The organism is Klebsiella sp. K5-204, from assembly GCF_030128585.1.
GTDB classification, from domain to species: domain Bacteria; phylum Pseudomonadota; class Gammaproteobacteria; order Enterobacterales; family Enterobacteriaceae; genus Klebsiella; species Klebsiella quasipneumoniae.
Map to the genome: position 1 here is coordinate 199,338 of NZ_JAKUZS010000002.1, position 23,106 is coordinate 222,443.

Consider the following 23,106-nt stretch of genomic DNA (forward strand, 5'->3'; position numbering starts at 1 on the left):
CAACTTTGGTGTTGCGTGAACATGGATTCGGTAGCGCCAGCCTGCAACGTCGCACAGCCGGATCGTTATCGAAGGTGTAATGGGGTACTGCTTGTTATCAACTTTTATTGATTATCACTGGGTACGAACGGTTCTTTATCAAAACGCGATTCCTTCAGCGCTTCCTTGACCCTCTTCAAGTTATCTCTGAATTTTGCTCCCCGGCGCAGGGTAAAGCCAGTCGCCAGCACGTCAATGACGGTCAACTGGGCCAGACGCGAGACCATTGGCATATAGATGTCGGTATCTTCCGGCACATCCAGGGTAATGGCCAGCGTGGCTTCCCGGGCCAGCGGCGAGCCGGGGGAGGTGAGGGCGATCACCATGGCATCGTTTTCACGGGCCAGCTGCGCCAGCTCCACCAGGCTCTTGGTCCTGCCGGTATGCGAGATAATCACCACCACATCATCGTCATCGCAATTCATACAGCTCATGCGTTGCAGGACAATGTCGTCGGAATAGATGACCGGCACGTTAAAGCGGAAAAATTTGTTCATCGCGTCATGAGCGACCGCCGCCGAAGAGCCCAGGCCGAAAAAGGCGATTTTTTTGGCCTGAGTCAGGAGATCCACCGCGCGATTCACTGCCGACATGTCGAGAGAATGATGGACCTGATCTAAACTCGCCATGGCCGATTCAAATATTTTTCCCGTGTATGACTCAACGCTGTCGTCTTCATCAACATTGCGGTTAACATAGAGTGTGCCGTGCGCAAGGCTCTGGGCGAGATGCAGTTTGAAGTCAGGAAAGCCGCGGGTTTCGAGACTGCGGCAAAAGCGATTGACGGTCGGTTCGCTCACCCCGGCCTCAAGAGCGAGGGCGGCGATGCTCGAATGAATGGCCTGCGCGGGGGTGGCAAGGATCACTTCCGCCACTTTGCGTTCAGATTTGCTAAGGTGTTCCAGTCGGGACTGGATTTTTTCCAGCATGTTCATTAGTAACAGGGCGCTCATCAATGGAAACGATTTCATTAATGGGTGAAATCATCGGGCGTTTTAGCAAGAATATACCCCTCCGCAAGCGCAAGCGGTGAGGAATGACGGGAAAAAATGTTGTTTTTTTTCATTACATGATCAGAGTCGTATTTTACTGACCTGAAACAGGTACAAACAACGAACAATATCAGCCAGATGCCCAAATCATCGCCGAATGTTTTCACCCTGTGCGGTTTTCCCGCCGCAAACGGAGGGGAAGGCTTTCGGGAAATACGTAAACACAGTACAGTGCAGTGTAAGAAAATTACAAATATAGCCTGGCAAAAGCACCAGACTATCAACTGAGGAGAATGACATGGCGGTAACGCAAACGGCCCAGGCATGCGACCTGGTCATTTTCGGCGCGAAGGGCGACCTGGCGCGGCGTAAATTGTTGCCTTCCCTGTATCAGCTTGAAAAGGCGGGCCAGATCCACGCCGACACCCGGATCATTGGCGTCGGCCGTGCCGACTGGGATAAAGCGGCTTACACCAAAGTGGTGCGCGAAGCGCTGGAAACCTTCATGAAGGAAAAAATTGATGAAGGTTTGTGGGATTCCCTGAGCGGACGCCTGGAGTTCTGTAATCTTGACGTCAATGACACCAGCGGATTCAGCCGCCTGGGCGACATGCTGGACCAAAAGAATCGCGTCACCATCAACTATTTCGCCATGCCGCCGAGCACCTTTGGCGCCATCTGTAAAGGTCTGGGCGAAGCGAAGCTCAATGCCAAGCCTGCGCGGGTGGTCATGGAAAAACCGCTGGGCACTTCGCTGGAAACCTCGCGGGAAATCAACGATCAGGTCGGCGAGTTTTTTGAAGAGTGCCAGGTCTACCGTATCGACCACTACCTCGGAAAAGAGACGGTCCTCAACCTGCTGGCGCTGCGCTTTGCCAACTCCCTGTTCGTCAATAACTGGGACTGCCGTACCATCGATCATGTGGAAATCACCGTCGCGGAAGAGGTAGGCATTGAAGGGCGCTGGGGGTACTTCGACCAGGCCGGACAGATGCGCGACATGATCCAGAACCACCTGCTGCAGATCCTGTGCATGATTGCCATGTCGCCGCCGTCCGATCTCAGCGCCGACAGCATCCGTGATGAAAAGGTTAAGGTGCTGAAATCCCTGCGCCGTATTGACCGCTCCAACGTGCGCGAGAAAACCGTTCGCGGCCAGTACACCGCCGGCTTTGCCCAGGGCAAAAAAGTGCCAGGCTACCTCGAAGAAGAGGGGGCGAACAAAACCAGCAACACCGAAACCTTCGTGGCGATCCGCGTTGATATCGATAACTGGCGCTGGGCTGGCGTACCGTTCTATCTGCGCACCGGCAAACGTCTGCCGACCAAATGTTCCGAAGTGGTGGTTTATTTCAAAACGCCGGAGCTGAACCTGTTTAAAGAGACCTGGCAGGAGCTGCCGCAGAACAAGCTGACCATTCGTCTGCAGCCGGACGAAGGGGTGGATATCCAGGTCCTGAACAAAGTGCCGGGCCTCGACCACAAGCATAACCTGCAGATCACCAAGCTGGATCTGAGCTACTCCGAAACCTTCAACCAGACGCATCTGGCCGATGCCTATGAACGTCTGCTGCTGGAGACCATGCGCGGTATCCAGGCGCTGTTCGTCCGCCGTGATGAAGTGGAAGAGGCGTGGAAGTGGGTGGACTCCATCACCGAAGCCTGGGCAGCCGACCGCGATGCGCCGAAACCGTATCAGGCCGGGACCTGGGGACCCGTGGCCTCGGTGGCCATGATCACCCGCGATGGTCGCTCGTGGAACGAGTTCGAGTAAGCTCGCGGTCTTATCCGTCAGGGGTATTTTACCGGTAACATGATCTGACGCAGAAAGTCGCACGCTTTTTAATCTTTTAAGCCCCGTGAGGATTCACCCACGGGGCTTTTTTTATTACACTGCCTGCAGACATTTTGCCCCTGAGCGCTGGTGTTGGTGGCTTCGGGCACCAAAACACGTCATCTCGCAGCGGCCGGACAGATAAAATTTTGAGGAGCCTTTATGAATTCGACAATGTTACGGGTAACAAATCGCATTATCGAACGGTCGCGTGATACCCGCGCGGCTTACCTCGCAAGGATTAACCAGGCCAAAACCGACACCGTGCATCGTGCGCAACTGGCCTGCGGCAATCTGGCTCACGGTTTCGCGGCCTGTCAGGCCGACGACAAAGCCTCCCTGAAAAGCATGTTGCGCAACAACATCGCCATCATCACCTCCTACAACGATATGTTGTCCGCGCATCAGCCCTACGAACACTACCCGGATATCATTCGCAAAGCGCTGCACAGCGCCAATGCGGTCGGCCAGGTGGCCGGCGGCGTGCCGGCGATGTGCGACGGCGTGACCCAGGGACAGGACGGCATGGAGCTCTCTCTCCTGAGTCGCGAAGTGATCGCCATGTCCGCGGCCATCGGCCTGTCGCATAACATGTTCGATGGCGCGCTGTATCTCGGCGTGTGCGATAAAATTGTGCCCGGACTGACCATGGCGGCGCTCTCATTCGGCCACCTGCCGTCGGTCTTTATTCCCTCCGGTCCGATGGCCAGCGGCCTGCCTAATAAAGAGAAGGTTCGCATTCGCCAGCTATACGCTGAGGGCAAAGTTGACCGCATGGCGCTGCTGGAGTCCGAAGCCGCTTCTTACCACGCTCCGGGGACCTGTACGTTCTACGGTACGGCGAACACCAACCAGATGGTGGTGGAGTTTATGGGCATGCAGCTGCCGGGATCGTCCTTCGTCCATCCGGATGCCCCGCTGCGGGAAGCGCTGACCGCTGCCGCCGCGCGCCAGGTCACCCGCATGACCGGCAATGGCAACGAGTGGATGCCGTTGGGCAAAATGTTTGACGAAAAAGTGGTGGTCAACGGCATTGTGGCGCTGCTGGCGACCGGCGGTTCCACCAACCACACCATGCACCTGGTGGCGATGGCCCGCGCGGCGGGCATCATCATTAACTGGGATGATTTCTCCGACCTGTCAGACGTGGTACCGCTGCTGGCGCGCCTCTACCCCAACGGCCCGGCGGATATCAACCATTTCCAGGCGGCGGGCGGCGTTCCGGTTCTGGTGCGCGAGCTGCTGAAAGGCGGCCTGCTGCATGAGGACGTTCACACCGTCGCCGGCTTCGGCCTGTCGCGCTACACCCTCGAGCCGTGGCTCAACAACGGCGAGCTGGACTGGCGGGAAGGCGCGACGGCGCCGCTTGACGATCAGGTCATCGCGACGTTCGAGAAACCGTTCTCCCGTCACGGCGGCACCAAGGTGCTGAGCGGTAACCTCGGCCGTGCGGTCATGAAAACCTCGGCAGTCCCGGTAGAGAACCAGGTGATCGAAGCGCCGGCGGTGGTGTTCGAGAGCCAGCACGACGTGTTGCCGGCCTTTGAAGCGGGTCTGCTGGACAAAGACTGCGTGGTGGTGGTCCGCCATCAGGGGCCAAAAGCGAACGGGATGCCAGAATTACATAAACTTATGCCGCCACTTGGTGTATTATTGGACCGCCGTTTCAAAATAGCGCTGGTGACCGATGGCCGACTCTCTGGCGCCTCCGGTAAAGTCCCGTCAGCCATCCATGTCACGCCTGAAGCCTATGATGGTGGGTTGCTGGCGAAAGTGCGCGATGGCGATCTTATTCGCGTGAACGGGCAGACGGGGGAACTGACGCTGCTGGTGGACGATGCCGAACTGGCGGCGCGTCAGCCGCATATCCCTGACCTCAGCGCGTCGCGCGTAGGAACCGGTCGGGAGATGTTTGGGGCGCTGCGTGAGAAGCTATCTGGCGCGGAGCAGGGCGCAACCTGCATCACTTTTTAAGACGATTTAATTTCTAGATCTGGCGAGAGAAAATCCTGATGAAAAACTGGAAAACAACAGCAGAAGCAATCCTCACCTCCGGTCCGGTTGTCCCGGTTATCGTAGTGAAAAAGCTGGAACACGCGGTACCGATGGCGAAAGCGCTGGTCGCGGGCGGCGTGCGCGTCCTGGAAGTGACTCTGCGCACCGAGTGCGCCCTGGAGGCGATCCGCGCGATTGCTAAAGAAGTGCCGGACGCGATTGTCGGCGCGGGCACCGTCACCAACGTCGAGCAGCTGAAAGCGGTAACAGAAGCCGGCGCGCAGTTCGCTATCAGCCCGGGGCTGACCGAATCTCTGCTGAAAGCGGCGACCGAAGACGGCACTATTCCGCTGATCCCGGGGATCAGCACCGTCTCCGAGCTGATGCTGGGCATGCAGTACGGTCTGAAAGAGTTTAAATTTTTCCCGGCGGAAGCCAACGGCGGCGTGAAAGCGCTTCAGGCGATTGCTGGTCCGTTCGGTCACATTCGTTTCTGCCCGACCGGCGGTATCTCCCCGGCCAACTACCGTGATTACCTGGCGCTGAACAGCGTGCTGTGCATCGGTGGTTCCTGGCTGGTGCCGGCCGACGCCCTGGAAGCTGGCGACTACGATCGCATCACCACCCTGGCGCGTGAAGCGGTGGAAGGCGCGAAGTAAACCGCGCCTCAAGGTCAACAACCCGGTCAGCGGCAACGCGACCGGGTTTTTTTGTTTTTACCCTTCGACGATAACCGCCGCGGCGGCGGTTTTAGCCCGCGCCACGGCCTCTTCCACTGAATCGGCGACGGCGAGGGTCACCCCCAGACGACGGGTGCCGTCAATTTCCGGTTTGCCGAACAGACGCAGCTGCAGGCCAGCTCCGACGGCCGACTGCAGCTGGCCGAAGCTGACGTTCTGGCTGGTCAGCTGCGGAAGGATCGCCGCGGAAGCGGCTGGGCCATACTGGCGGATGGCGCCGACGGGCAGCCCAAGAAAGGCGCGAACGTGCAGAGCGAATTCCGAGAGATCCTGCGAAATAAGCGTCACCATTCCGGTGTCGTGCGGGCGCGGGGAGACTTCGCTGAAGATCACCTCGTCGCCGCAAACGAACAGCTCCACGCCGAACAGGCCATGCCCCCCCAGCGCCAGCACTACCTTACGGGCGATATCCTGAGCGCGTTCAAGGGCCAGGTCGCTCATCTGCTGCGGCTGCCAGGATTCACGATAATCGCCATCTTCCTGACGATGGCCGACCGGGGCGCAGAAATGCACGCCATCGACGGCGCTGACGGTGAGCAGGGTTATTTCAAAGTCGAAATTCACCACCCCTTCGACGATCACCCGCCCGGCGCCGGCGCGGCCGCCCTGCTGGGCGTAGCGCCAGGCTTCGCTGAGCTGGTCAGCCGAGCGGATAAAGCTCTGGCCTTTACCGGAGGAGCTCATCACCGGTTTGATGATGCACGGCAAGCCGATCTCCGCGACCGCCGCGCGGAAGGCGTCTTCACTGTCGGCGAAACGGTAGCTGGAGGTGGGGAGCTGCAGCTCTTCCGCCGCCAGACGGCGAATGCCTTCGCGGTTCATGGTGAGCTTCGCTGCCCGCGCCGTGGGGACCACTTTCTGCCCGGCCTGCTCCAGTTCGACCAGGGTATCGGTGGCGATAGCTTCGATCTCCGGCACGATGTAATCAGGTTTTTCCTGTTCGATCAGCGCGCGCAGGCTCTCGCCGTGCAGCATATTGATGACGTGGGCGCGGTGGGCGACCTGCATCGCCGGGGCATCGGGGTAGCGGTCGACGGCGATAGTTTCAATGCCCAGGCGCTGACATTCAATGGCGACTTCTTTACCCAGCTCGCCGGAGCCTAACAGCATAACTTTGGTGGCTGCCGGGCGCAGCGCGGTGCCTAATACAGTCATAACTCTCTTCCGCAGTAAAAAAAGATGCGGTCGATTATAAACGAAAACGTTTGCGTCTGTCTTTACGCGCGTGAGTTGAGTCCGGAAGGGAAATTTGTTATACTGTATAAAAATACAGTATCGAGAGGCTGCAGCATGGCGGTTGAAATTAAATATGTGGTGATCCGCGAAGGTGAGGAAAAAATGTCTTTTGCCAGCAAAAAAGAGGCCGACGCTTACGACAAAATGCTCGATCTGGCAGAGGTGCTGAATGACTGGCTGGTAGCATCGCCGCTGGAAATGGATGATGCCCAGCGCGATACCATGGCGATGTGGCTGGCGGAGCGTAAAGAGGCGCTGCAGCATATCCTGCGCGCCGGCAAACTGCCGGAGCAGGATGCGACTGCGCACGATGCGCCCGCGCCGTCAACGGACGCAGAGGCTACCCCGGCGGAAGATGCCGCCGCGCCGGCTGCCAAAACGCGGAAAGCCAAAGCGGCCTGATGGCTGGCGGTCAGCCACTGGCGGGCTGGCGGGCTGGCGGGCTGGCGGGCTGGCGGGTTGGTCGGCTGAACCCGGTACCGCCGCCGCGCGCACCTTTGCGCATCTTTAGCCATATCTAACATTTCCTGACATCGCGTCGTTTAGGCTGATAACAGTGTTTGTCACCTGAGAGGAAAACCATGGCTAACTGGCTAAATCAACTGCAGTCGCTGCTCGGACAGCAGGGCGCGTCGCCGTCCGGCGAATCGTCAAAAGGGAGCGCCCTGCTGCCCGGCGCCATCGGCGGGCTGGCAGGGCTGTTGGTGGCCAGCAAATCGTCACGCAAGCTGCTGGCGAAATATGGCACCAGCGCGCTGCTGGCTGGCGGTGGGGCAGTGGCGGGTACCGTGTTGTGGAACAAGTATCAGCAGAAAATGCGCGCTCAGAACACGCCCGCCCCGACACAAGAGACGGCTGCGGCGCCGGCGGATGTCGATCCGCGCAGCGTGCGGCTGATCACCGCCCTGGTGTTTGCCGCCAAAAGCGATGGGCATATCGACGATCACGAGCGGGCGAGGATTGAAGCCCAGCTTCGGGAAGCCAATATTGACGTTCAGGCCCGGGTGCTGATTGACCAGGCGCTGGCTCAGCCGCTGGATCCGCAGCGTCTCGCCGAGGGCATCGTTGACCCGCAGGAGGCGCTGGAGATCTACTACGTCAGCTGCGCGGTGATCGATATCGACCACTTTATGGAGCGCAGCTATCTCAACGCCCTGGGTGAGGCCCTGGCGTTGCCAAAAGATGTCCGGGCCGACATCGAACAGGATATCCAGTCACAAAAACAGGCGCTAAGCGTTTAAATTATCACGTTTCGCTTGCATCGCCCGCGTCTTTTGCCACCCTTATAGACACGTCATCATTCAGGCGCCACCCTGCGGCCTGAATGCTCTTGTGTCACGAAAAAGCAGCAGAAGAATAACATGCCACCTAAAGCCAAACGGATCCCTCACGCCATGACCTTGCATGGCGATACACGCATCGATAACTATTACTGGCTGCGCGACGATGAACGCGCGCGGCCTGATGTGCTGGAATATCTGCACGCGGAAAACGCCTACGGCAAGCAAGTGATGGATTCGCAGCTCAGCCTGCAGGAGCGTCTGCTGAAAGAGATTATCGACCGCATTCCGCAGCGGGAAGTCTCGGCCCCCTACAGCAAAAACGGCTTTCGCTATCGTCAGGTGTACGAGCCGGGCTGCGAATACGCTATCTACCAGCGCCAGTCGGTGCTGAAAGAGGAGTGGGACGAGTGGGAGATCCTGCTTGATGCCAACCAGCGGGCGGCGAAAAGCGAGTTTTACACCCTGGGCGGGCTGGGCATTGCGCCCAACAACCAGCTGATGGCGGTGGCGGAAGATTATCTTTCCCGCCGCCAGTACGGGCTGCGCTTTTGCGATCTCAGCAACGGCGAGTGGTATCCGGAGACCCTGGAAAATGTCACCTCCGGCTTTGCCTGGAGCAACGATTCACGCTTTGTGTGGTATGTGCGTAAACATCCCACCACACTGCTTCCTTATCAGGTCTGGCGCCACACCGTCGGGACGCCGGCGCAGAGCGACGCGCTGGTCTATGAGGAAAAAGATGAGACCTTCTACGTCAGCGTGCATAAAACCACATCCCAGCAGTTCGTGGTGATCTATCTCTCCAGCGCCACCACCAGCGAAGTGCTGCTGCTCAACGCCGAACTGCCAGACGCCGAACCGGTCTGCTTCCTGCCGCGGCGTAAAGATCATGAATATAGCCTCGATCACTATCAGCACGCTTTTTATCTGCGATCCAACCGGGAGGGGAAGAATTTTGGCCTCTACCGTACCGTGCTGCGCGATGAAGAGCAGTGGACCACGCTGATCCCGCCGCGTCACGACGTAATGCTCGAAGGATTTACCCTGTTTACCGACTGGCTGGTCGTCGAGGAGCGTCAGCGCGGCCTGACCAGTTTGCGGCAGATTAACCGCAGGACCCGGGAGGTGGTAGGGATCGCCTTCGACGATCCGGCCTATGTCACCTGGCTTGCCTATAACCCGGAGCCTGAAACGTCGCGCCTGCGCTACGGCTACTCCTCGATGACCACGCCCGACACCCTGTTTGAGCTGGATATGGATACCGGCGAACGACGGGTGATCAAGCAGCAGGAGGTGAAGGGGCTGGACACCCGCTGCTATCAGAGCGAGCACCTGTGGGTAACCGCCCGCGATGGCGTCGAAGTCCCGGTCTCGCTGGTCTATCATCGCGACCATTTTCGTAAAGGGAGCAATCCGCTGCTGGTCTATGGCTATGGCTCGTATGGCGACAGTATCGATGCCGATTTCAGCGCCAGCCGGCTGAGCCTGCTCAACCGGGGCTTTGTCTACGCTATCGCCCACGTTCGCGGCGGCGGCGAGCTGGGCCAGCAGTGGTATGAGGATGGAAAATTCCTGTGTAAGAAAAATACCTTCAACGACTATCTGGACGTCTGCGACGCGCTGCTGGCCCAGGGGTACGGCGACCCGCGGCTCTGCTATGGCATGGGCGGCAGCGCCGGCGGGATGCTGATGGGGGTGGCCGTTAACGAGCGTCCAGAGCTGTTCCACGGCGTAATAGCTCAGGTGCCGTTCGTCGACGTGGTGACCACCATGCTGGATGAGACCATTCCGCTGACGACCGGCGAATTTGAAGAGTGGGGGAACCCGCAGGATGAAACCTATTACCACTACATGAAAAGCTACAGCCCCTACGACGGCGTGAAGGCGCAGGCGTATCCGCATATGCTGGTGACCACCGGGCTGCACGATTCCCAGGTGCAATACTGGGAGCCGGCGAAGTGGGTGGCGAAACTGCGTGAACTGAAAACCGACGATAACTTGCTGCTGCTCTGCACCGATATGGACTCCGGCCATGGCGGAAAATCCGGGCGCTTTAAAAGCTATGAGGGGGTGGCGCTGGAGTACGCCTTTTTCATCGCCCTGGCGCAGGGGACACTGCCGGGGAAAGCGGCAGTGTAGGGGCTATTCCCCGAGGTAATGCTTGAGCGTGAGGCGCAGCTCGGGGCTCATGCGGTCGAGATTGTTGAATAACCAGCGCAGATAGCCTGGATCGTTTTCAGCAATCTCGGCGACGGCTTTACCGCGGTATTTGCCGAAGGTGAAGGTGGTGAGCAGCGCCGGCCGACCGGTGATATCGGCCATTTCGTCAGGCGTCCAGCCGGAAACGTTGATGATATCCAGCAGCAGCGCAGCGGTGATATAGCAGTCATACAGCGCCCGGTGGTGATGCAGCCCCGGCGGCGTGGCCACGTTCAGCTTACGTGATTTATAGAGCCCCATATTGCTGTATTTGATCCCCGGCCACAGCCGGCGGGCCAGCTTCATGGTACATATCCACTCGCCATGCATCTCCGGTAACACCCGACGATCGAAGCTGGCGTTATGCGCGACATACCACGGGCTGCCATGATAGTGCGGAATAATCTCCTCAATCCATGGCTTATCGGCGACCATCTCTTCGGTAATCCGGTGAATAGCCATCGCCTGCGGGCTGATGGGGCGGTCAGGACGCACCAGATGACTCATGGGATTGGTGATCTGCCCGTCGACAATGTCGACCGAGGCGACTTCAACGATGCCCCCCTGCAGTCCACAGGTTTCGGTATCAATGACGCGCAGCATGGCTCGCTCCAGAGCAAAACAATAAGCGTAAAGCAATTGGCCAGGCTTGCCAACCGACGGCGAGGGGGGAAGTAGGCATTATTTCTGTTTCGGCTCCCAGGGCAGGCGGGACAGCGAGACGGAGGCCAGCCGATGGGCGATCAGTCGTTCGCGGAACCAGTCGCGCAGATGGGCGGGCTGTTCACGCTCGACCAAATCAGCGACCACCGGCATATTATACCGCTCTTTGAAGGCGACGCCGGCGGCGGCGAGATCGACGTTGACTTTATCCATCTCATCTTGCGAAATTTTGGCCAGATTTCTTTCCATCATACACTCCACTCTGCTTGTAAACCCGGTCAGGGCCTGACGCCCGGCTCGACTCTGCCATTATACAGGGTTATTCTCTGTGCTACAGACATAACAAAAGGGAATGACGAATATGCGACTTCTTGCTGGACGCGCGATGCGCCTCTCCGTTTCGTTTGCCGGGCTATTAACCGCGACGGGCGCGCTCGCCCACGCTCACCTGCAGCAGCAGATCCCCGCCGCCGGTGCGCAGCTGGCGGCTTCTCCGCAGACGCTGACGCTCAGTTTCTCCGAAGGCATTGAACCCGCGTTCAGCGGGGTGTCCGTCACCGGTCCGCAGCAGCATGCGGTGGCCACCGGCAAACTGACCCGCAGCGCCGACAACCCCACCCAGGTCACCGTGCCTGTGGCGGAAACCCTGCGGCCGGGAGAATACACTGTGGCATGGCATGTAGTTTCAGTGGATGGCCATAAAACCAAAGGGCAATACACCTTTAGCGTGAAGTAAGCGATGCTGACCGGGCTCTATATTACCCTGCGTTTTGGGCATTTTATCGCCCTGATGCTGGCTTTTGGCTGCGTGCTGTATGGCGCCTGGTGGGCGCCGGTGCCGCTGCGACGCGTACTGATGCTGCGCTTCTATCCGCTGTTGCGCCCGCTGCTGCTGATCGGCGCGCTCTCTACCCTGGCGCTGTATCTGCTGCAGGGGGGAATGATGGGCGAGGGCTGGGCGGATGTCTGGCAACCCGCCGTCTGGCAGGCGGTGGCGGGTACCCGCTTCGGCGGGGTGTGGATCTGGCAGATCCTGCTGGCGTGGATCGCCCTCGCCGTGGTGTGGATCCGTCCCCGCCACGGCGCTCGCCAGCTGGTGGCCCTGCTGGCGGCCCAGCTGCTGCTTTCCGCTGGGGTAGGGCATGCCGCCATGCATGATGGTTTACTCGGCGCCCTGCAGCGGACTAATCATGCTGTCCACCTCTTCTGCGTCGCCAGCTGGTTCGGAGGCCTGTTGCCCTTTATCTATTGCCTGCGCCTGGCGCAGGGGCGCTGGCGGCAGGCCGCGGTCTATACCATGGCGCGCTTTTCACGCTACGGGCATCTGGCCGTCGCCGGCACCCTTGCCAGCGGGGCGATCAATGCGCTGTTGATCCAGGGAGGATTGATTGGCGCATCGCCCTGGGGACGTCTGCTGTTGATCAAATGTGCGCTGGTGGCCGGGATGGTGGTAATTGCGTTAGTGAACAGGTATGTTCTGGTACCGCGCATGTCGGCAAGCGGTTCGCGGGCGGAAAGCCTGATCCTGCGAACCACGCAGGCCGAGATAGGGCTGGGCGCGCTGGCGCTGCTGGCCGTCAGCCTGTTTGCCACCTGGGAACCTTATTGAATTAACTGGCAAAATCATGAAAAAAATTGTTCTGACCATGTTGTTACTGGCAAGCTCCGGCGCTGCTCTGGCGGCGCCGCAAATTATCACCGTGAGCCGCTTTGAGGTAGGAAAGGAGAGCTGGGCGTTCAACCGTGAAGAGGTGATGTTGACCTGTCGTCCGGGCAATGCCCTCTACGCTATCAACCCGAGCACCCTGGTCCAGTATCCGCTCAATGAGGTGGCTGAGCAGCAGGTCAAAGCCGGCAAAACCACCGCCCAGCCGATCTCGGTGATCCAGATCGACGATCCGCAGCACCCGGGGCAAAAAATGAGCCTCGCGCCGTTTATCGAGCGCGCGCAGAAGCTCTGCTAGATTTTCGCGCTATCTCGCTGTAATGACATAAAAAAAACCGCCCTTGCCGGACAACTGCAGTGGCGGTTTTTTCGCTAACAGCGCCCTCTTTTCCAGGAATTATTCGGCCACATTGGCCGCAGACTGGAAAAGCTGACGCGTTAAACTATTCTTATAGTGCAAGGCGACTTAGCCTGCATTAATGCCAACTTTTAGCGCACGGCTCTCTCCCAAGAGCCATTTCCCTGGACCGAATACAGGAATCGTATTCGGTCTCTTTTTATCTTAATCTGTCTGCTTTCGCGATGACCAGCGACATCCTGTCAGTCAATCACCAGGCTGGCCTCTGGATGTCCCGTTATAGCACACCGTTTTTAGCATACACAATTCATTTACACACAAATTGCATCCAGCGGAAGAACGATATGAGGAAGGCGGAACCGTAAGCGAGGGGAGAGGAAAAGAAAAAACCTGCACCTAAACAGGCCCGGCGTGCAGGTTAACTGGCGGGCCAACATCGGAAGTCTGCTAGTATACCTATTTGTATGATAAATAGAATAAACAAAACCTTATTGATTTGGCAATTCATGCGATTAGTCGTCCGCGCCCCACGAAATGGCGGCAAATAATATTCAGGGGCGTAGTTTCGGGCAAAAAATATTATTCCGGAACGCTAAAGGTGGGAAATATCTGACTCTCCAGATAGCAGAGTAAAAGCCAAATTTCATCGCTGAAAATAAACCATATACTGCCCAGCAGCACGACCGCCAGAATAATCAGCAGAAAAATTTCGGTTTTACTCATCATGCTAACGACTATCCTATGGCCTGCGGGGACCATGATAGTAGCGAAATAAGAACATAATAAGCAAACGCCGCGTGACGGGGCGGGTTCGCTGCTCGCGAAATTTACTTGCCCGGCAGCGGCTGCGTCAATATTGCCACCTGCTCCGCCAGCTGATCCAGCAGCTGGAATCGACGCCGGTATTCGGCCCGTTTTTTACTGGCGATGCTCTCCAGCGGTTTTCTTTCCAGACGCAGCGGTAGCTGCCAGCGCCAGAGGCTTTCCGGCTTGCCGTCGATGGATTGCCAGAACTCGTCATAGCTGGCGTGGAAATGGCGCCCCTTGCTCAGGCGATAGCGCAGGGCGCGGAACACATGGCCGTTATCGCTGACGCCGTAAATCGCCGCGATATGGCTGCGAGCGGCCAGCAGCCAGATAAACTCCAGCAGCAGGCGCTTCGGGAACAGGCCGTAGCAGGCGCGAGTCGCCTGCTTGATCACCTCATGAGAAACGTGGCGTCGCGGTCCCTGTAAACCGCCGATGACCAGCTGCCAGGCGTCGCCCTCCCGGTTCACGCTGAAGGTCGCGCTGGCCAGCAGGGTATGGTCGCTGTCGCGCAGCCATAGGGTGGTTTCACCCTCACGCTCGGCTTTCCCGGCCGAAGAGGCCGAGAGGGTAAACTGGCGTTCATCCTTTCCATTGAGCGTCAGCAACGGGACCTCGCACACCGCGGTCATGGCATGCGCCAGCCGCGACCCGCGCAGGGTATCGACATAGCGATAATGGCTTATGACCGCCATCGCCCGCTGCCAGGCGTTGAGATCGCGCGTCAAATATTGACGGTGCACTTTCCCCGGCAGCGTCGCCTGCGCCGTCAGCAGCTGGTTAAAATCGTCACGAGCGCTCAGCGCCTCCAGCATCGCTTTGGTAGGGCTATAAAATAACGCCGTGCGCAGCAGAAACTTAAAGCGGTAATTTTTCTGCCGCCAGATAGGTGCGGGTGTTAATCTGCCCATCACCAGATCGGCAATGAGATGCGAGCGCGGCGTAAGCACGCTGGATGAATGCAGGCTATTGTCTGTCACGATAAACACCTCGTTGTTATTTCCTGCTATTTTAAAGCGAGGCACTGATAAGCTTAATGCTCTGGCCGACTATATTTGCCGTTTGTTTAAAATCGATTGAGGTGTAAATAAAAAACAGCGGCTGTAAGCTGGAATTACCTATAATTACGGCAGAGAGGTAATTATATGTATCAGCGTATTAATGGCAGCGACTGGCGTAATATCTGGCTGATGGGCGATCTGCATGGCTGCTTTGCGCTGCTGATGGAGCGCCTGCGCCGGCTGCGCTTTGATCCCTGGGCCGATCTGCTGATCTCGGTTGGCGATCTGATCGATCGCGGGCCGCAAAGCGCTGACTGTCTCGGCCTGTTGCGCAGCCGCTGGTTCAGGGCCGTGCGCGGGAATCATGAGCAGATGGCGCTGGAGGCGCTGGAGAGCGGAGATATGACGCTCTGGCAGATGAACGGCGGCGACTGGTACGCCCGGAGCAACGTGCGGCAGCGGGCTGACGTCGATCGGCTGCTGGCGCGCTGTCAGCGGCTGCCGTTGATTATTGAAGTGGAGTGCGCAAAGGCGCGGCATGTGATCGCCCATGCCGATTACCCGGCGCCGGTCTATCGCTGGCAGCAGCCGGTGGATCCCCAGCGGGTCCTGTGGAGCCGCCATCGTCTGAGTGAACATCTGGCGGGGCGTCATGGCGCTATCGCCGGGGCTGACCATTTCTGGTTTGGCCATACGCCGCTTCGCGCGCGTTGTGACTACGACAATCAACACTATATTGACACCGGCGCCGTGTTCGGCGGCACGCTGACCCTGGTGGCGCTGCAGTCGGCAGGCTAAAAGTCACTGTATTCGCTGGCGGGTTGCCAGAAGCCGTCAATAAAATCTTCTATCGGGTAGCAGCCGCCGTGGCGGATCCGCTGATCTTCCATCGCCACCAGGCACTGGGTTTCCTCGCGGTAGACGTCAACCACAATGTCCTCGCAGCCGCCATCCAGATAGCAAATAAACAACACTAAGGCAAACATCCTGGCCTCATGTCCGGGGGCACATACTCTTTAGTGTAGGGGATGACGGCGGGACGGGGAAATAAATAACCCGTCTCAGGCGACGGGTTCATTGGTGTCAGGCAAGGCGCATGACCCAGGCATCGGACTGGCGGTCGTAATGTTTACGGTAGAGGACGGAATGTTCACCATTGAGAATCGCGGGAACGCTGGTATCGGCATCCCAGGCGTCAAGCTGCATACATAAATCTGGATCGGATTTGCAGGGAATGCTTAACGTTCGCTCACCCTGATGTTCACCATGCAGTTCGGCATCGTCTATCTCAAACGCGCCGATGCGGACATTGGTTTTACTCATCGCTTCACCCCATTTTTCAGCTGAGTTGTGGTACGACCAGTTGCGGCCGTCATTTTTCAGCGTAGTCAATGGGGGGAAAACCGCCAGTCAAAAAGTGCGTATTTTTTGCGCGGTGTCACACCTTGCCGGCAAAAAGTTTCCCATCGCGTACCAGCTCGCGCGGATAACTGTTCTTCAGACGGGAGCCGACGCGCTTGGCCAGGCCCAGCGGCACGCCCTGGAAGGTCACAATGGCTTCGTCCTGCGCTGGCGGGGTTTGCGGATAGACGTCGCGTCCGCGATACCACGCTTCCGCCTCCTCCAGCGTCAGCTCGAAGGCGCGCTGCGGCGCGGCAAAGGCAATAACCGCCTCATGCTGCCAGCGATAACCCTTATTGTGCAGCTCCGCCAGGCGCACGCCAATGCGCGAAAACCGCACCCGACCAAACAGAGGCTCCATAGACTGCGGAAACAGCCACAGCTCTTTATCTCGTTGCCACAGCGTGTGGCTCGCGTCCCATTCCAGGCCGACAGCGCGGGCGGCGGCGGTCGCCGCGGCGGCTTCCCGGCCCTTCAGCGGCACAAACGGGAACTTGCCGACCTTATAGCCCGGCGCCGGGAGCGGATCGATCGCCGCAGTCTTGCGCAGGCGAGCGACAAAGAAGCCTTCACAATCGTAGATCTGCGGGAAGACATGCAGAAATCCCTCCGCGGTTAAGGCATCGGCCGCGCCGGGAAACAGCGCTCCCAGCGGCTGGATCTCTACCGCCTGCGGGTAACGGGACAGCAGCCAGTGTATGACTGACTGATTTTCTTCGCGGTTCAGGGTGCAGGTCGAATAGACCAGCGTCCCGCCAGGGCGCAGGGTATGGAAAGCGCTGTCGATAAGCTCGCGCTGGGTGGCGGCGATGTCGAGGTTGCTCTCCGGCGACCAGTTCTTCAGCGCGTCGGCATCTTTGCGTACCACCCCTTCGCCGGAGCAGGGGGCATCAAGCAGAATGGCGTCGAAGGCTTCGGGCAATGCCGCGCCGAACACCCGCCCGTCGAAATGGGTCAGGCCGACGTTGCTGATGCCGCAGCGGCTGATGTTGGCATGCAGCACTTTCACCCGGCTGGCGGAGAACTCATTCGCCAGGATGCCGCCCGCATTGCCCATCCGGGCGGCGATCTGGGTGGTTTTCGACCCCGGGGCGGCGGCAACGTCCATGACCCGTTCAGGCTGCGGGTTGTCGGCGAACAGGGCGGCGACCGGCAGCATTGAGCTTGCTTCCTGAATATAGAACAGCCCGCTGAGGTGTTCGGCGGTGCTGCCCAGCGGCAGCGCATCGTCGTCCCGCTCGATCCAGAATCCCTCCTCACACCAGGGGACCGGCGTCAGCTGCCAGCCATAGGGCGCGACCAGAGAGAGGAAATCATCGACGCTAATTTTCAGCGTATTGACGCGAATACTACGGCGTAGCGGGCGCTGACAGGCGGCGATAAAGTCGTCGAAAGAGAGGTGCGCCGGCATCGCCGCGCGCATTTGAGCGAGAAACGCTTCAGGTAAATAGACAGTATTTTCGGCCACGGGCAGCGCACCACAGAAAAAAAGGGTGCGCAGTTTAGCACAAACGCCCCGGTGCAGGACACCGGGGCGTGCGGTTTGTCGTCTGCCCGCCGCCGGCGTTTGCCGGGGCGGGAGAAGGGGAGGTAAGGATTACTGCGGCAGGGCGGTGCCCCACTCCCGCCACTCTTTCGGCTCGCTCTCCAGCAGCAGGAAGTGCTTGCCGTCCTGGGCCTTGGGCGCCAGCGGCGTACCCGGCGGCGTGGCAAAGGCGATCCCGCCGCGGATAAACTGATTGAAGGTCCCGGTTTTCACCACGCCGCCAACCAGGCCGAAGTCGAGGCTGTAACCTGAGGCCAGCCAGAACACCGAGTTATTGCGCACCAGGTACTGGTAGCGCTTGCTGATGCGCATCTTAACCATGACCCGGTCAGACATCGATCCCAGCGACAGACCGGTCACCGTCCCGACTTCCAGACCGCGGAACAGCACCGGCGTACCGATGCCAAGCGATCCGGCCTCCGGCGCTTCCACCACGATATTCAGACCGTCGATATAGCGCGAGTCGCTGATCGTCGTATCCTGGATCTCAAAGTCGCGACGCGCCGGGCCGCGTCCGGGCTCAACGTTAATATAGGACTGGAACAGGGTGTCGAGATGCTCCACGCCTGCCGCGGAGATCTGCGGGGTGATCACCGAGAAGCGAGTCCCGGCGCGGGCAAACGTGCCGACGTATTCCGGGTAAAGCACGGCTTTCGCCTGCACCTCGTTTTTGGCGGTGATCAGCTCCAGGGACTGGATCTGACCGATATCAATGCCGAGATAGCGAATCGGCATCCCGGCCGCCATCTTCCCGGCGTCGAACGCGTGCAGGGTGATCTGGCCGCCCACGGCGCGCGCCGCCGTTTCAGAAGCGTAAAGGATGCGTTTATTATTCAGCCGCGCGTTGGCGCTGCTGCCGTTGAGGTTATCGAAACTGATCGCTCCTTTAATGGCGCGGGCCAGCGGCGAGGCCTGAACGGTGAGCCCGTTGCCGTCAAGTTTGACCTTCGCACCCCCTTCCGCCCAGAAGACGCTGTTGTTGGTCAGCAGGTAGCGGTACTCCGGCTTGATATGCAGATCAATATCGAAAGCGTCTTTGCGCGGTTTGACGGCGATGATCTCGCCGACGGCGAATTTACGATACAGCACCACCGAGCCAGCCTGAACGTCAGGCAGCGTCTCAGCGGAGAGGCTCAGGGTGGTGGTCGGCACTTCGCTCAGGCTGTTTTCCTGCGCCTTTTCGAGGTTGGCATACAGCGGATAGCTGCTCTGCATTTCGCCTTTTTCACCCGGGATCACCCGGATCCCGCCGTTCACCCATTCGCTGGCGCTGGCGCCCAGCACCTGCACGCCATCGAGCCCCACTTTGACGTCCAGACGACTGTTCACCACAAACTTGCTGTCGCCGCGAATCAGATCGCGGTATTCCGGGGCAATCGCCACCTGGAAGGTCACCCCTTTGGCCGTCAGCTTGCGCTCCAGCACCTGGCCGACTTTCACCCCGTGCAGCACCAGCGGCTGGCCGCCGTCGATCCCGTAGCTCTCCGGCGCCGAAAGGGTGACGGTGGCGACATTGGGCTCCTCCAGCAGCGCTTTATCCGCTGGCATGACGGAGAAGTGATTACGCGGTTCGCCTTCGCCGGGCACCAGCTCAAAGGTATTGCCGGTGAGCAGGGCGCTGACGCTGGGGTTATCAAGGGAGATCTTCGGCTTCTTCATCTGAATCAGCGTTTTCTCCCGCAGCAGGGTCACCACGCTCGGGTCGACGGTCATCTCGCCCGTGACTTTGCCGCCAGGGTTAAGATTCAGTTTGCTTAACTGGCCCACTTCCAGCCCCTGATACATCAGCGGCGTCGAGCCCGCTTTCAGGCCGTCGCCGTCCGGCAGGTCGAGGGTCACCACCACCCCGCGCTGACTGTGCGCCAGGTCTTCGTACAGATGATAGTCATCGTTTTGCGACGCGACCTGCGAATCGGCAGGGGAGTCAAAGGCGATGGCGCCGTTCACCAGCGCGGAAAGGTTCTCCAGCTGCACTTTGGCCCCGCTCAGGCCGACGTCGGCTTTGATCCCGGAGACGTTCCAGAAACGGCTGCCTTTTTTCACCAGGTTGGTAAACCGGCGCTCGATCAGCACATCAATGGTGACCCCCTGGTTATTGTCATTCAGCGTGAAGTCATACACCCGCCCGACCGGGATCTTACGGAAGTAGACCAGCGAGCCGCTGCTCAGAGAGCCAAGGTCGGGCGCCTGCAGGTGGATCATCAGCTCGCCGTTGTTGATGCGGTATTTGGGCTGAGTGTCGAGGGCGACGAAGTGATCTTCGGGTTCGCCCTTGCCCGGCATCATGCCGATGTAGTTCCCGCCCACCAGGGCATCCAGTCCTGACACGCCGGCCAGAGAGGCTTTCGGCGTCACCAGCCAGAACTGCGTATCTTTGCGCAGCGCCTCTTTCATATCGCGTTTGATGCTGGCGGAAACTTCAATTTTACTCAGGTCTTTACTGAGACTAATGTCCTGGACGGTACCGACCTCCACCCCCTGATAGCGGATAGGCGTCCGCCCCGGCACGATGCCGTTAGCAGACTGGAAATCGATAGTAATCGTCGATCCACGGTCGTCAAAACTGGTCCAGATGAGCCAGGCGGCAATCAGCAGCGCGATGACCGGCAGCAGCCAGAATGGCGAGATACGACGTTTGGTTTTTATTCTGGCTTCAGTCTGCGAAGCGGGCGTTTCCTGACTCATGTGCGTCCCAAAGTAAGCGGCTGTCCAGCCATTCAACTGCAAGAATAGTTAAAATTACCGCGCCACCGAAGTAAACCGCGGCCGGCCCCATCGTAAAGGCGAGGAGCTGATCGCGATTGATTAGCGACATGGTGAGTGAGATAACAAACAGATCCAGCATCGACCAGCGGCCAATCCAGGTTATCAGCCGCAGCAGCAGGATGCGGGTGCGCAGCCCCTGCTCGCATTTGAATTGTATGCTGAGCAGCAGGGTAAATAACACTATAACTTTGGTGAATGGCACCAAAATACTGGCGATAAACACCACGCCGGCGATGGCGATATTGCTGCTGGCGAGGGAGATGATCCCGGAGAGGATGGTGTCTTCCTGGCGCGCGCCGTTAACGTAAATGATGGAGATCGGCAGCAGGTTGGCCGGTAAGAGCAAAATCAGCGAGGCAATCAGCGCCGCCCAGCTGCGCTGCAGGCTCTGCGGTCGGCGATGGTGCAGCGGCGTGTGGCAGCGCCGGCAGCGGCCGCGGGCGTCGCGGTAGCCGGTGTAGTGGCAGCCGGTGCACACCTGCAGATTGTTATCGGCGCGGGTCGCCGGCCGTTCGGGATAGAATCGCTCCCACAGCTCTTCGACGTTCATATGGATAAGCGTCAGGATGCTCAGCAGCGTCAGGGAGATAAATGCCACGAGGCCGATGCCGGGCTGCAGAAAGGCGTAATCCTGCACCTTGATGGAGGCGACGCCGATGCCCACCAGATAGATATCCAGCATGACCCACTCCTTGAGCTTACCGAGCATTAGCAGCACCGGACGCAGGTTCATCCCCAGCACGTTGCCCAGCCACAGATAGCTAATCGAAACCACCAGCAGCACCGGGGCGACCACCGCGCAAAACAGCACCATCGCGGCGGTAAGCGGATCGCCCTGCGCAGTCATCTGCCAAATTCCATGCAGAACGTTGGCGTCAATGCGAACCCCCAGCAGGTGAAGGCGCAGCAGGGGTTCGGACCAGGCAAAGGGCATTAACAGCAGCATCGCCAGGGCCATGCTGCCCAGACGGGTCAACGACCAGTCGCGGCCATCGCGCACCTTCGCGTTACAGCGCGGACACCAGGCGCTTTGGTTGCGTTTAAGCACCGGTAAGCGAAAGAGCATGTCACACTGCGTACAGCGCTGATAATGCGCATAGGGAAGCGGTGTGCTCACGGCATGCACGACCATCTTATTCGCAGGCTTAAGGGTGGATGTTTTTATCGGCATTTAATACGTACAGGAATGAATGTATCCCACTATCTTAACCTATGAATGAATTCATCTTGAGCCCAAGCGCATTTAATGCTTATTTTAGTAGGCTGTACGTATCAGGCAGTAAGACAACCAAGTGAAGATATAATGAGCAAAACAGAATTTTACGCGGATTTGAACCGCGATTTCCAGGCATTAATGGCAGGTGAAACCAGTTTCCTGGCGATGATCGCCAATACCAGCGCGCTGCTGTTTGAACGACTGGGCGAGGTCAACTGGGCCGGTTTCTATCTTCTGGAAGGCGATACCCTGGTGCTGGGGCCGTTCCAGGGCAAACTGGCCTGCGTGCGGATCCCGGTCGGGCGCGGCGTATGCGGCGCGGCGGTGACGCAAGCCCAGGTGCAGCGCGTCGAGGACGTCCACGCGTTTGACGGCCACATCGCCTGCGATGCCGCCAGTAATTCGGAAATTGTCTTCCCCCTGCGCGTGAACGACCAGATTATCGGCGTGCTGGATATCGACAGTCCGGCTTACGGCCGCTTCACATCTGAAGATGAGCAGGGGTTGCGCACGCTGGTCGAGCATCTGGAAAAACTCATCGCGGCCACTGATTATCAAAAAATCTTTACCCGTGTCGTGGGATAATCAACGGATAACGTAGCATTTAGCGAGGACGTCATTATAATGTCGCCTGTTCATGCCTGCGGCTTGTTGGCTACGTCCGTTGTAATCAGGAAATTTCATGGAAAATCAACCTAAGTTGAATAGCAGTAAAGAAGTTATCGCCTTTCTGGCCGAACGTTTCCCTCAGTGCTTCAGCGCTGAAGGCGAAGCGCGCCCCCTGAAAATCGGAATTTTTCAGGATCTCGTTGAGCGAGTGGGTGGTGAGATGAATCTCAGCAAAACCCAGCTTCGCGCTGCATTACGTCTCTATACCTCGAGCTGGCGCTATCTCTACGGCGTAAAAGCCGGCGCTATCCGCGTTGACCTGGACGGGAACCCGTGCGGCGAACTGGAAGAGCAGCACATTGCCCATGCGCGTCAGCAGCTGGAAGAAGCGAAAGCTCGCGTTCAGGCGCAGCGCGCTGCCCAGCAGGCGAAAAAACGCGAAGCCGCTGCCGCTGCAGGCCAGCCGGATGAAGGCGTTCGCCGCGAGCGTAAACCGCGTCCTCAGCAGCCGCGTCGTAAAGAGGGTGCTGAACAGCGTAAACCGCGTCCTGTTGCAGCCAAAGCTCCGCGTGAAGAGCGTCTTACTCCGGTATCGGATGTTTCCGTTCTGACCGTCGGCCAGGCGCTGAAGGTAAAAGCAGGCAATAACGCAATGGACGCCACCGTTGTGGAAATCACCAAAGATGGCGTTCGTGTACAGCTGACTTCTGGTATGTCAATGATTGTACGCGCAGAACACCTGGTGTTCTGAAACG

At 58.7% G+C, this 23,106-nt stretch carries 23 protein-coding genes and 1 pseudogene; 13 read left to right on the top strand and 11 right to left on the bottom strand.

Features of this window, described 5'->3' with window-relative positions; all coding sequences use genetic code 11:
* Positions 1-104: 104 nt before the first annotated feature.
* Positions 105-1,010, bottom strand: coding sequence for a MurR/RpiR family transcriptional regulator (locus tag MKR05_RS06435; protein ID WP_072096624.1), 906 nt, complete (start codon positions 1,008-1,010; stop codon positions 105-107).
* A 159-nt stretch (positions 1,011-1,169) separates the two neighbouring features.
* Between MKR05_RS06435 and MKR05_RS06440 the strand changes: the two genes are divergently transcribed.
* The 4 genes from MKR05_RS06440 to MKR05_RS06455 all read left to right on the top strand — a co-directional run bounded on the left by MKR05_RS06440 (position 1,170) and on the right by MKR05_RS06455 (position 5,519).
* Positions 1,170-1,319 (top strand): hypothetical protein, encoded by a 150-nt coding sequence (locus tag MKR05_RS06440; RefSeq protein WP_032453387.1) that lies wholly within the window; start codon positions 1,170-1,172, stop codon positions 1,317-1,319.
* Positions 1,320-1,329: 10 nt separating this feature from the next.
* Positions 1,330-2,805: a glucose-6-phosphate dehydrogenase gene (gene zwf, locus MKR05_RS06445; protein WP_044523979.1), complete on the top strand. Its 1,476-nt coding sequence runs from the start codon at positions 1,330-1,332 to the stop codon at positions 2,803-2,805.
* Between the two features lie 222 nt (positions 2,806-3,027).
* A complete protein-coding gene (gene edd / locus MKR05_RS06450; RefSeq protein WP_023290242.1) occupies positions 3,028-4,839 on the top strand; it encodes a phosphogluconate dehydratase in 1,812 nt (603 codons plus the stop codon).
* Positions 4,840-4,877: 38 nt separating this feature from the next.
* Positions 4,878-5,519 carry a bifunctional 4-hydroxy-2-oxoglutarate aldolase/2-dehydro-3-deoxy-phosphogluconate aldolase gene (locus tag MKR05_RS06455; RefSeq protein ID WP_002911423.1) on the top strand — a complete coding sequence of 214 codons (642 nt, stop codon included), beginning with the start codon at positions 4,878-4,880 and terminating at the stop codon, positions 5,517-5,519.
* A 57-nt stretch (positions 5,520-5,576) separates the two neighbouring features.
* Here the strand turns inward: MKR05_RS06455 and purT are convergent, their stop codons facing one another.
* Complete coding sequence (purT, locus tag MKR05_RS06460) at positions 5,577-6,755, bottom strand: formate-dependent phosphoribosylglycinamide formyltransferase (protein ID WP_131096030.1); 1,179 nt, start codon at positions 6,753-6,755, stop codon at positions 5,577-5,579.
* A gap of 135 nt (positions 6,756-6,890) precedes the next feature.
* On the opposite strand from purT, the gene MKR05_RS06465 reads away from it, so the two are divergent.
* The 3 genes from MKR05_RS06465 (at position 6,891) to ptrB (ending at position 10,258) form a co-directional block, all read left to right on the top strand.
* On the top strand, positions 6,891-7,238 hold the full coding sequence (locus tag MKR05_RS06465; protein WP_023290240.1) for a YebG family protein: 348 nt from the start codon (positions 6,891-6,893) through the stop codon (positions 7,236-7,238).
* 179 nt (positions 7,239-7,417) lie between these two features.
* Positions 7,418-8,077 carry a tellurite resistance TerB family protein gene (locus MKR05_RS06470; protein WP_102004408.1) on the top strand — a complete coding sequence of 220 codons (660 nt, stop codon included), beginning with the start codon at positions 7,418-7,420 and terminating at the stop codon, positions 8,075-8,077.
* A gap of 120 nt (positions 8,078-8,197) precedes the next feature.
* The gene (ptrB, locus tag MKR05_RS06475; RefSeq protein ID WP_048297811.1) at positions 8,198-10,258 is read left to right on the top strand and encodes an oligopeptidase B; all 2,061 of its coding nucleotides are present in this window, start codon (positions 8,198-8,200) and stop codon (positions 10,256-10,258) included.
* A gap of 3 nt (positions 10,259-10,261) precedes the next feature.
* Here the strand turns inward: ptrB and exoX are convergent, their stop codons facing one another.
* Together exoX and MKR05_RS06485 are read right to left on the bottom strand one after the other, a co-directional pair.
* Complete coding sequence (exoX, locus tag MKR05_RS06480) at positions 10,262-10,921, bottom strand: exodeoxyribonuclease X (protein ID WP_023290237.1); 660 nt, start codon at positions 10,919-10,921, stop codon at positions 10,262-10,264.
* Between the two features lie 78 nt (positions 10,922-10,999).
* Positions 11,000-11,230 (bottom strand): DNA polymerase III subunit theta, encoded by a 231-nt coding sequence (locus MKR05_RS06485; protein ID WP_002911406.1) that lies wholly within the window; start codon positions 11,228-11,230, stop codon positions 11,000-11,002.
* Positions 11,231-11,342: 112 nt separating this feature from the next.
* Here MKR05_RS06485 and yobA point away from each other — a divergent pair, with 112 nt between their 5' ends.
* Genes yobA through MKR05_RS06500 form a run of 3 tightly spaced genes read left to right on the top strand, consistent with a single transcriptional unit; the run spans position 11,343 to position 12,945 of the window.
* The gene (gene yobA / locus MKR05_RS06490; RefSeq protein WP_131096029.1) at positions 11,343-11,717 is read left to right on the top strand and encodes a CopC domain-containing protein YobA; all 375 of its coding nucleotides are present in this window, start codon (positions 11,343-11,345) and stop codon (positions 11,715-11,717) included.
* A 3-nt stretch (positions 11,718-11,720) separates the two neighbouring features.
* Entirely contained in the window at positions 11,721-12,590 is an 870-nt protein-coding gene (gene copD, locus MKR05_RS06495) for a copper homeostasis membrane protein CopD (protein ID WP_048297809.1), read from the top strand.
* A gap of 16 nt (positions 12,591-12,606) precedes the next feature.
* Positions 12,607-12,945 (top strand): YebY family protein, encoded by a 339-nt coding sequence (locus MKR05_RS06500; protein WP_002911404.1) that lies wholly within the window; start codon positions 12,607-12,609, stop codon positions 12,943-12,945.
* 639 nt (positions 12,946-13,584) lie between these two features.
* Here MKR05_RS06500 and MKR05_RS06505 read toward each other — a convergent pair.
* Entirely contained in the window at positions 13,585-13,728 is a 144-nt protein-coding gene (locus tag MKR05_RS06505; RefSeq protein WP_032425946.1) for an Ecr family regulatory small membrane protein, read from the bottom strand.
* 104 nt (positions 13,729-13,832) lie between these two features.
* Complete coding sequence (locus MKR05_RS06510) at positions 13,833-14,801, bottom strand: VirK/YbjX family protein (RefSeq protein WP_165476257.1); 969 nt, start codon at positions 14,799-14,801, stop codon at positions 13,833-13,835.
* A 156-nt stretch (positions 14,802-14,957) separates the two neighbouring features.
* On the opposite strand from MKR05_RS06510, the gene pphA reads away from it, so the two are divergent.
* On the top strand, positions 14,958-15,611 hold the full coding sequence (pphA, locus tag MKR05_RS06515) for a protein-serine/threonine phosphatase (RefSeq protein ID WP_023290232.1): 654 nt from the start codon (positions 14,958-14,960) through the stop codon (positions 15,609-15,611).
* Here pphA and MKR05_RS06520 read toward each other — a convergent pair.
* From MKR05_RS06520 to yebS, 5 genes are all read right to left on the bottom strand, one after another.
* Positions 15,608-15,799, bottom strand: a complete 192-nt coding sequence (locus MKR05_RS06520; RefSeq protein ID WP_002911395.1) for a YebW family protein — start codon at positions 15,797-15,799, stop codon at positions 15,608-15,610. The two genes, pphA and MKR05_RS06520, sit on opposite strands and share 4 nt — an antisense overlap.
* A gap of 97 nt (positions 15,800-15,896) precedes the next feature.
* Entirely contained in the window at positions 15,897-16,136 is a 240-nt protein-coding gene (locus MKR05_RS06525; RefSeq protein ID WP_002911393.1) for a YebV family protein, read from the bottom strand.
* Between the two features lie 115 nt (positions 16,137-16,251).
* A complete protein-coding gene (gene rsmF / locus MKR05_RS06530) occupies positions 16,252-17,682 on the bottom strand; it encodes a 16S rRNA (cytosine(1407)-C(5))-methyltransferase RsmF (RefSeq protein ID WP_131096027.1) in 1,431 nt (476 codons plus the stop codon).
* 129 nt (positions 17,683-17,811) lie between these two features.
* Positions 17,812-20,445: a PqiB family protein gene (locus MKR05_RS06535; protein ID WP_017900210.1), complete on the bottom strand. Its 2,634-nt coding sequence runs from the start codon at positions 20,443-20,445 to the stop codon at positions 17,812-17,814.
* Positions 20,414-21,697, bottom strand: coding sequence for a membrane integrity lipid transport subunit YebS (yebS, locus tag MKR05_RS06540; protein WP_032428915.1), 1,284 nt, complete (start codon positions 21,695-21,697; stop codon positions 20,414-20,416). The genes MKR05_RS06535 and yebS overlap by 32 nt, the downstream gene beginning before the upstream one ends.
* A gap of 132 nt (positions 21,698-21,829) precedes the next feature.
* On the opposite strand from yebS, the pseudogene MKR05_RS06545 reads away from it, so the two are divergent.
* Together MKR05_RS06545 and proQ are read left to right on the top strand one after the other, a co-directional pair.
* A pseudogene (locus MKR05_RS06545) lies at positions 21,830-22,343 on the top strand (GAF domain-containing protein).
* 81 nt (positions 22,344-22,424) lie between these two features.
* Entirely contained in the window at positions 22,425-23,102 is a 678-nt protein-coding gene (proQ, locus tag MKR05_RS06550) for an RNA chaperone ProQ (protein ID WP_023290227.1), read from the top strand.
* Positions 23,103-23,106: the final 4 nt, after the last annotated feature.

Bases quoted from the DNA above. Each gene is read 5' to 3' on its own strand.
- MKR05_RS06435 (WP_072096624.1), bottom strand. From the start codon at position 1,010: ATGAAATCGTTTCCATTGATGAGCGCCCTGTTACTAATGAACATGCTG.
- MKR05_RS06440 (WP_032453387.1), top strand. From the start codon at position 1,170: ATGCCCAAATCATCGCCGAATGTTTTCACCCTGTGCGGTTTTCCCGCC.
- zwf (WP_044523979.1), top strand. From the start codon at position 1,330: ATGGCGGTAACGCAAACGGCCCAGGCATGCGACCTGGTCATTTTCGGC.
- edd (WP_023290242.1), top strand. From the start codon at position 3,028: ATGAATTCGACAATGTTACGGGTAACAAATCGCATTATCGAACGGTCG.
- MKR05_RS06455 (WP_002911423.1), top strand. From the start codon at position 4,878: ATGAAAAACTGGAAAACAACAGCAGAAGCAATCCTCACCTCCGGTCCG.
- purT (WP_131096030.1), bottom strand. From the start codon at position 6,755: ATGACTGTATTAGGCACCGCGCTGCGCCCGGCAGCCACCAAAGTTATG.
- MKR05_RS06465 (WP_023290240.1), top strand. From the start codon at position 6,891: ATGGCGGTTGAAATTAAATATGTGGTGATCCGCGAAGGTGAGGAAAAA.
- MKR05_RS06470 (WP_102004408.1), top strand. From the start codon at position 7,418: ATGGCTAACTGGCTAAATCAACTGCAGTCGCTGCTCGGACAGCAGGGC.
- ptrB (WP_048297811.1), top strand. From the start codon at position 8,198: ATGCCACCTAAAGCCAAACGGATCCCTCACGCCATGACCTTGCATGGC.
- exoX (WP_023290237.1), bottom strand. From the start codon at position 10,921: ATGCTGCGCGTCATTGATACCGAAACCTGTGGACTGCAGGGGGGCATC.
- MKR05_RS06485 (WP_002911406.1), bottom strand. From the start codon at position 11,230: ATGGAAAGAAATCTGGCCAAAATTTCGCAAGATGAGATGGATAAAGTC.
- yobA (WP_131096029.1), top strand. From the start codon at position 11,343: ATGCGACTTCTTGCTGGACGCGCGATGCGCCTCTCCGTTTCGTTTGCC.
- copD (WP_048297809.1), top strand. From the start codon at position 11,721: ATGCTGACCGGGCTCTATATTACCCTGCGTTTTGGGCATTTTATCGCC.
- MKR05_RS06500 (WP_002911404.1), top strand. From the start codon at position 12,607: ATGAAAAAAATTGTTCTGACCATGTTGTTACTGGCAAGCTCCGGCGCT.
- MKR05_RS06505 (WP_032425946.1), bottom strand. From the start codon at position 13,728: ATGAGTAAAACCGAAATTTTTCTGCTGATTATTCTGGCGGTCGTGCTG.
- pphA (WP_023290232.1), top strand. From the start codon at position 14,958: ATGTATCAGCGTATTAATGGCAGCGACTGGCGTAATATCTGGCTGATG.
- MKR05_RS06520 (WP_002911395.1), bottom strand. From the start codon at position 15,799: ATGTTTGCCTTAGTGTTGTTTATTTGCTATCTGGATGGCGGCTGCGAG.
- MKR05_RS06525 (WP_002911393.1), bottom strand. From the start codon at position 16,136: ATGAGTAAAACCAATGTCCGCATCGGCGCGTTTGAGATAGACGATGCC.
- MKR05_RS06535 (WP_017900210.1), bottom strand. From the start codon at position 20,445: ATGAGTCAGGAAACGCCCGCTTCGCAGACTGAAGCCAGAATAAAAACC.
- yebS (WP_032428915.1), bottom strand. From the start codon at position 21,697: ATGCCGATAAAAACATCCACCCTTAAGCCTGCGAATAAGATGGTCGTG.
- proQ (WP_023290227.1), top strand. From the start codon at position 22,425: ATGGAAAATCAACCTAAGTTGAATAGCAGTAAAGAAGTTATCGCCTTT.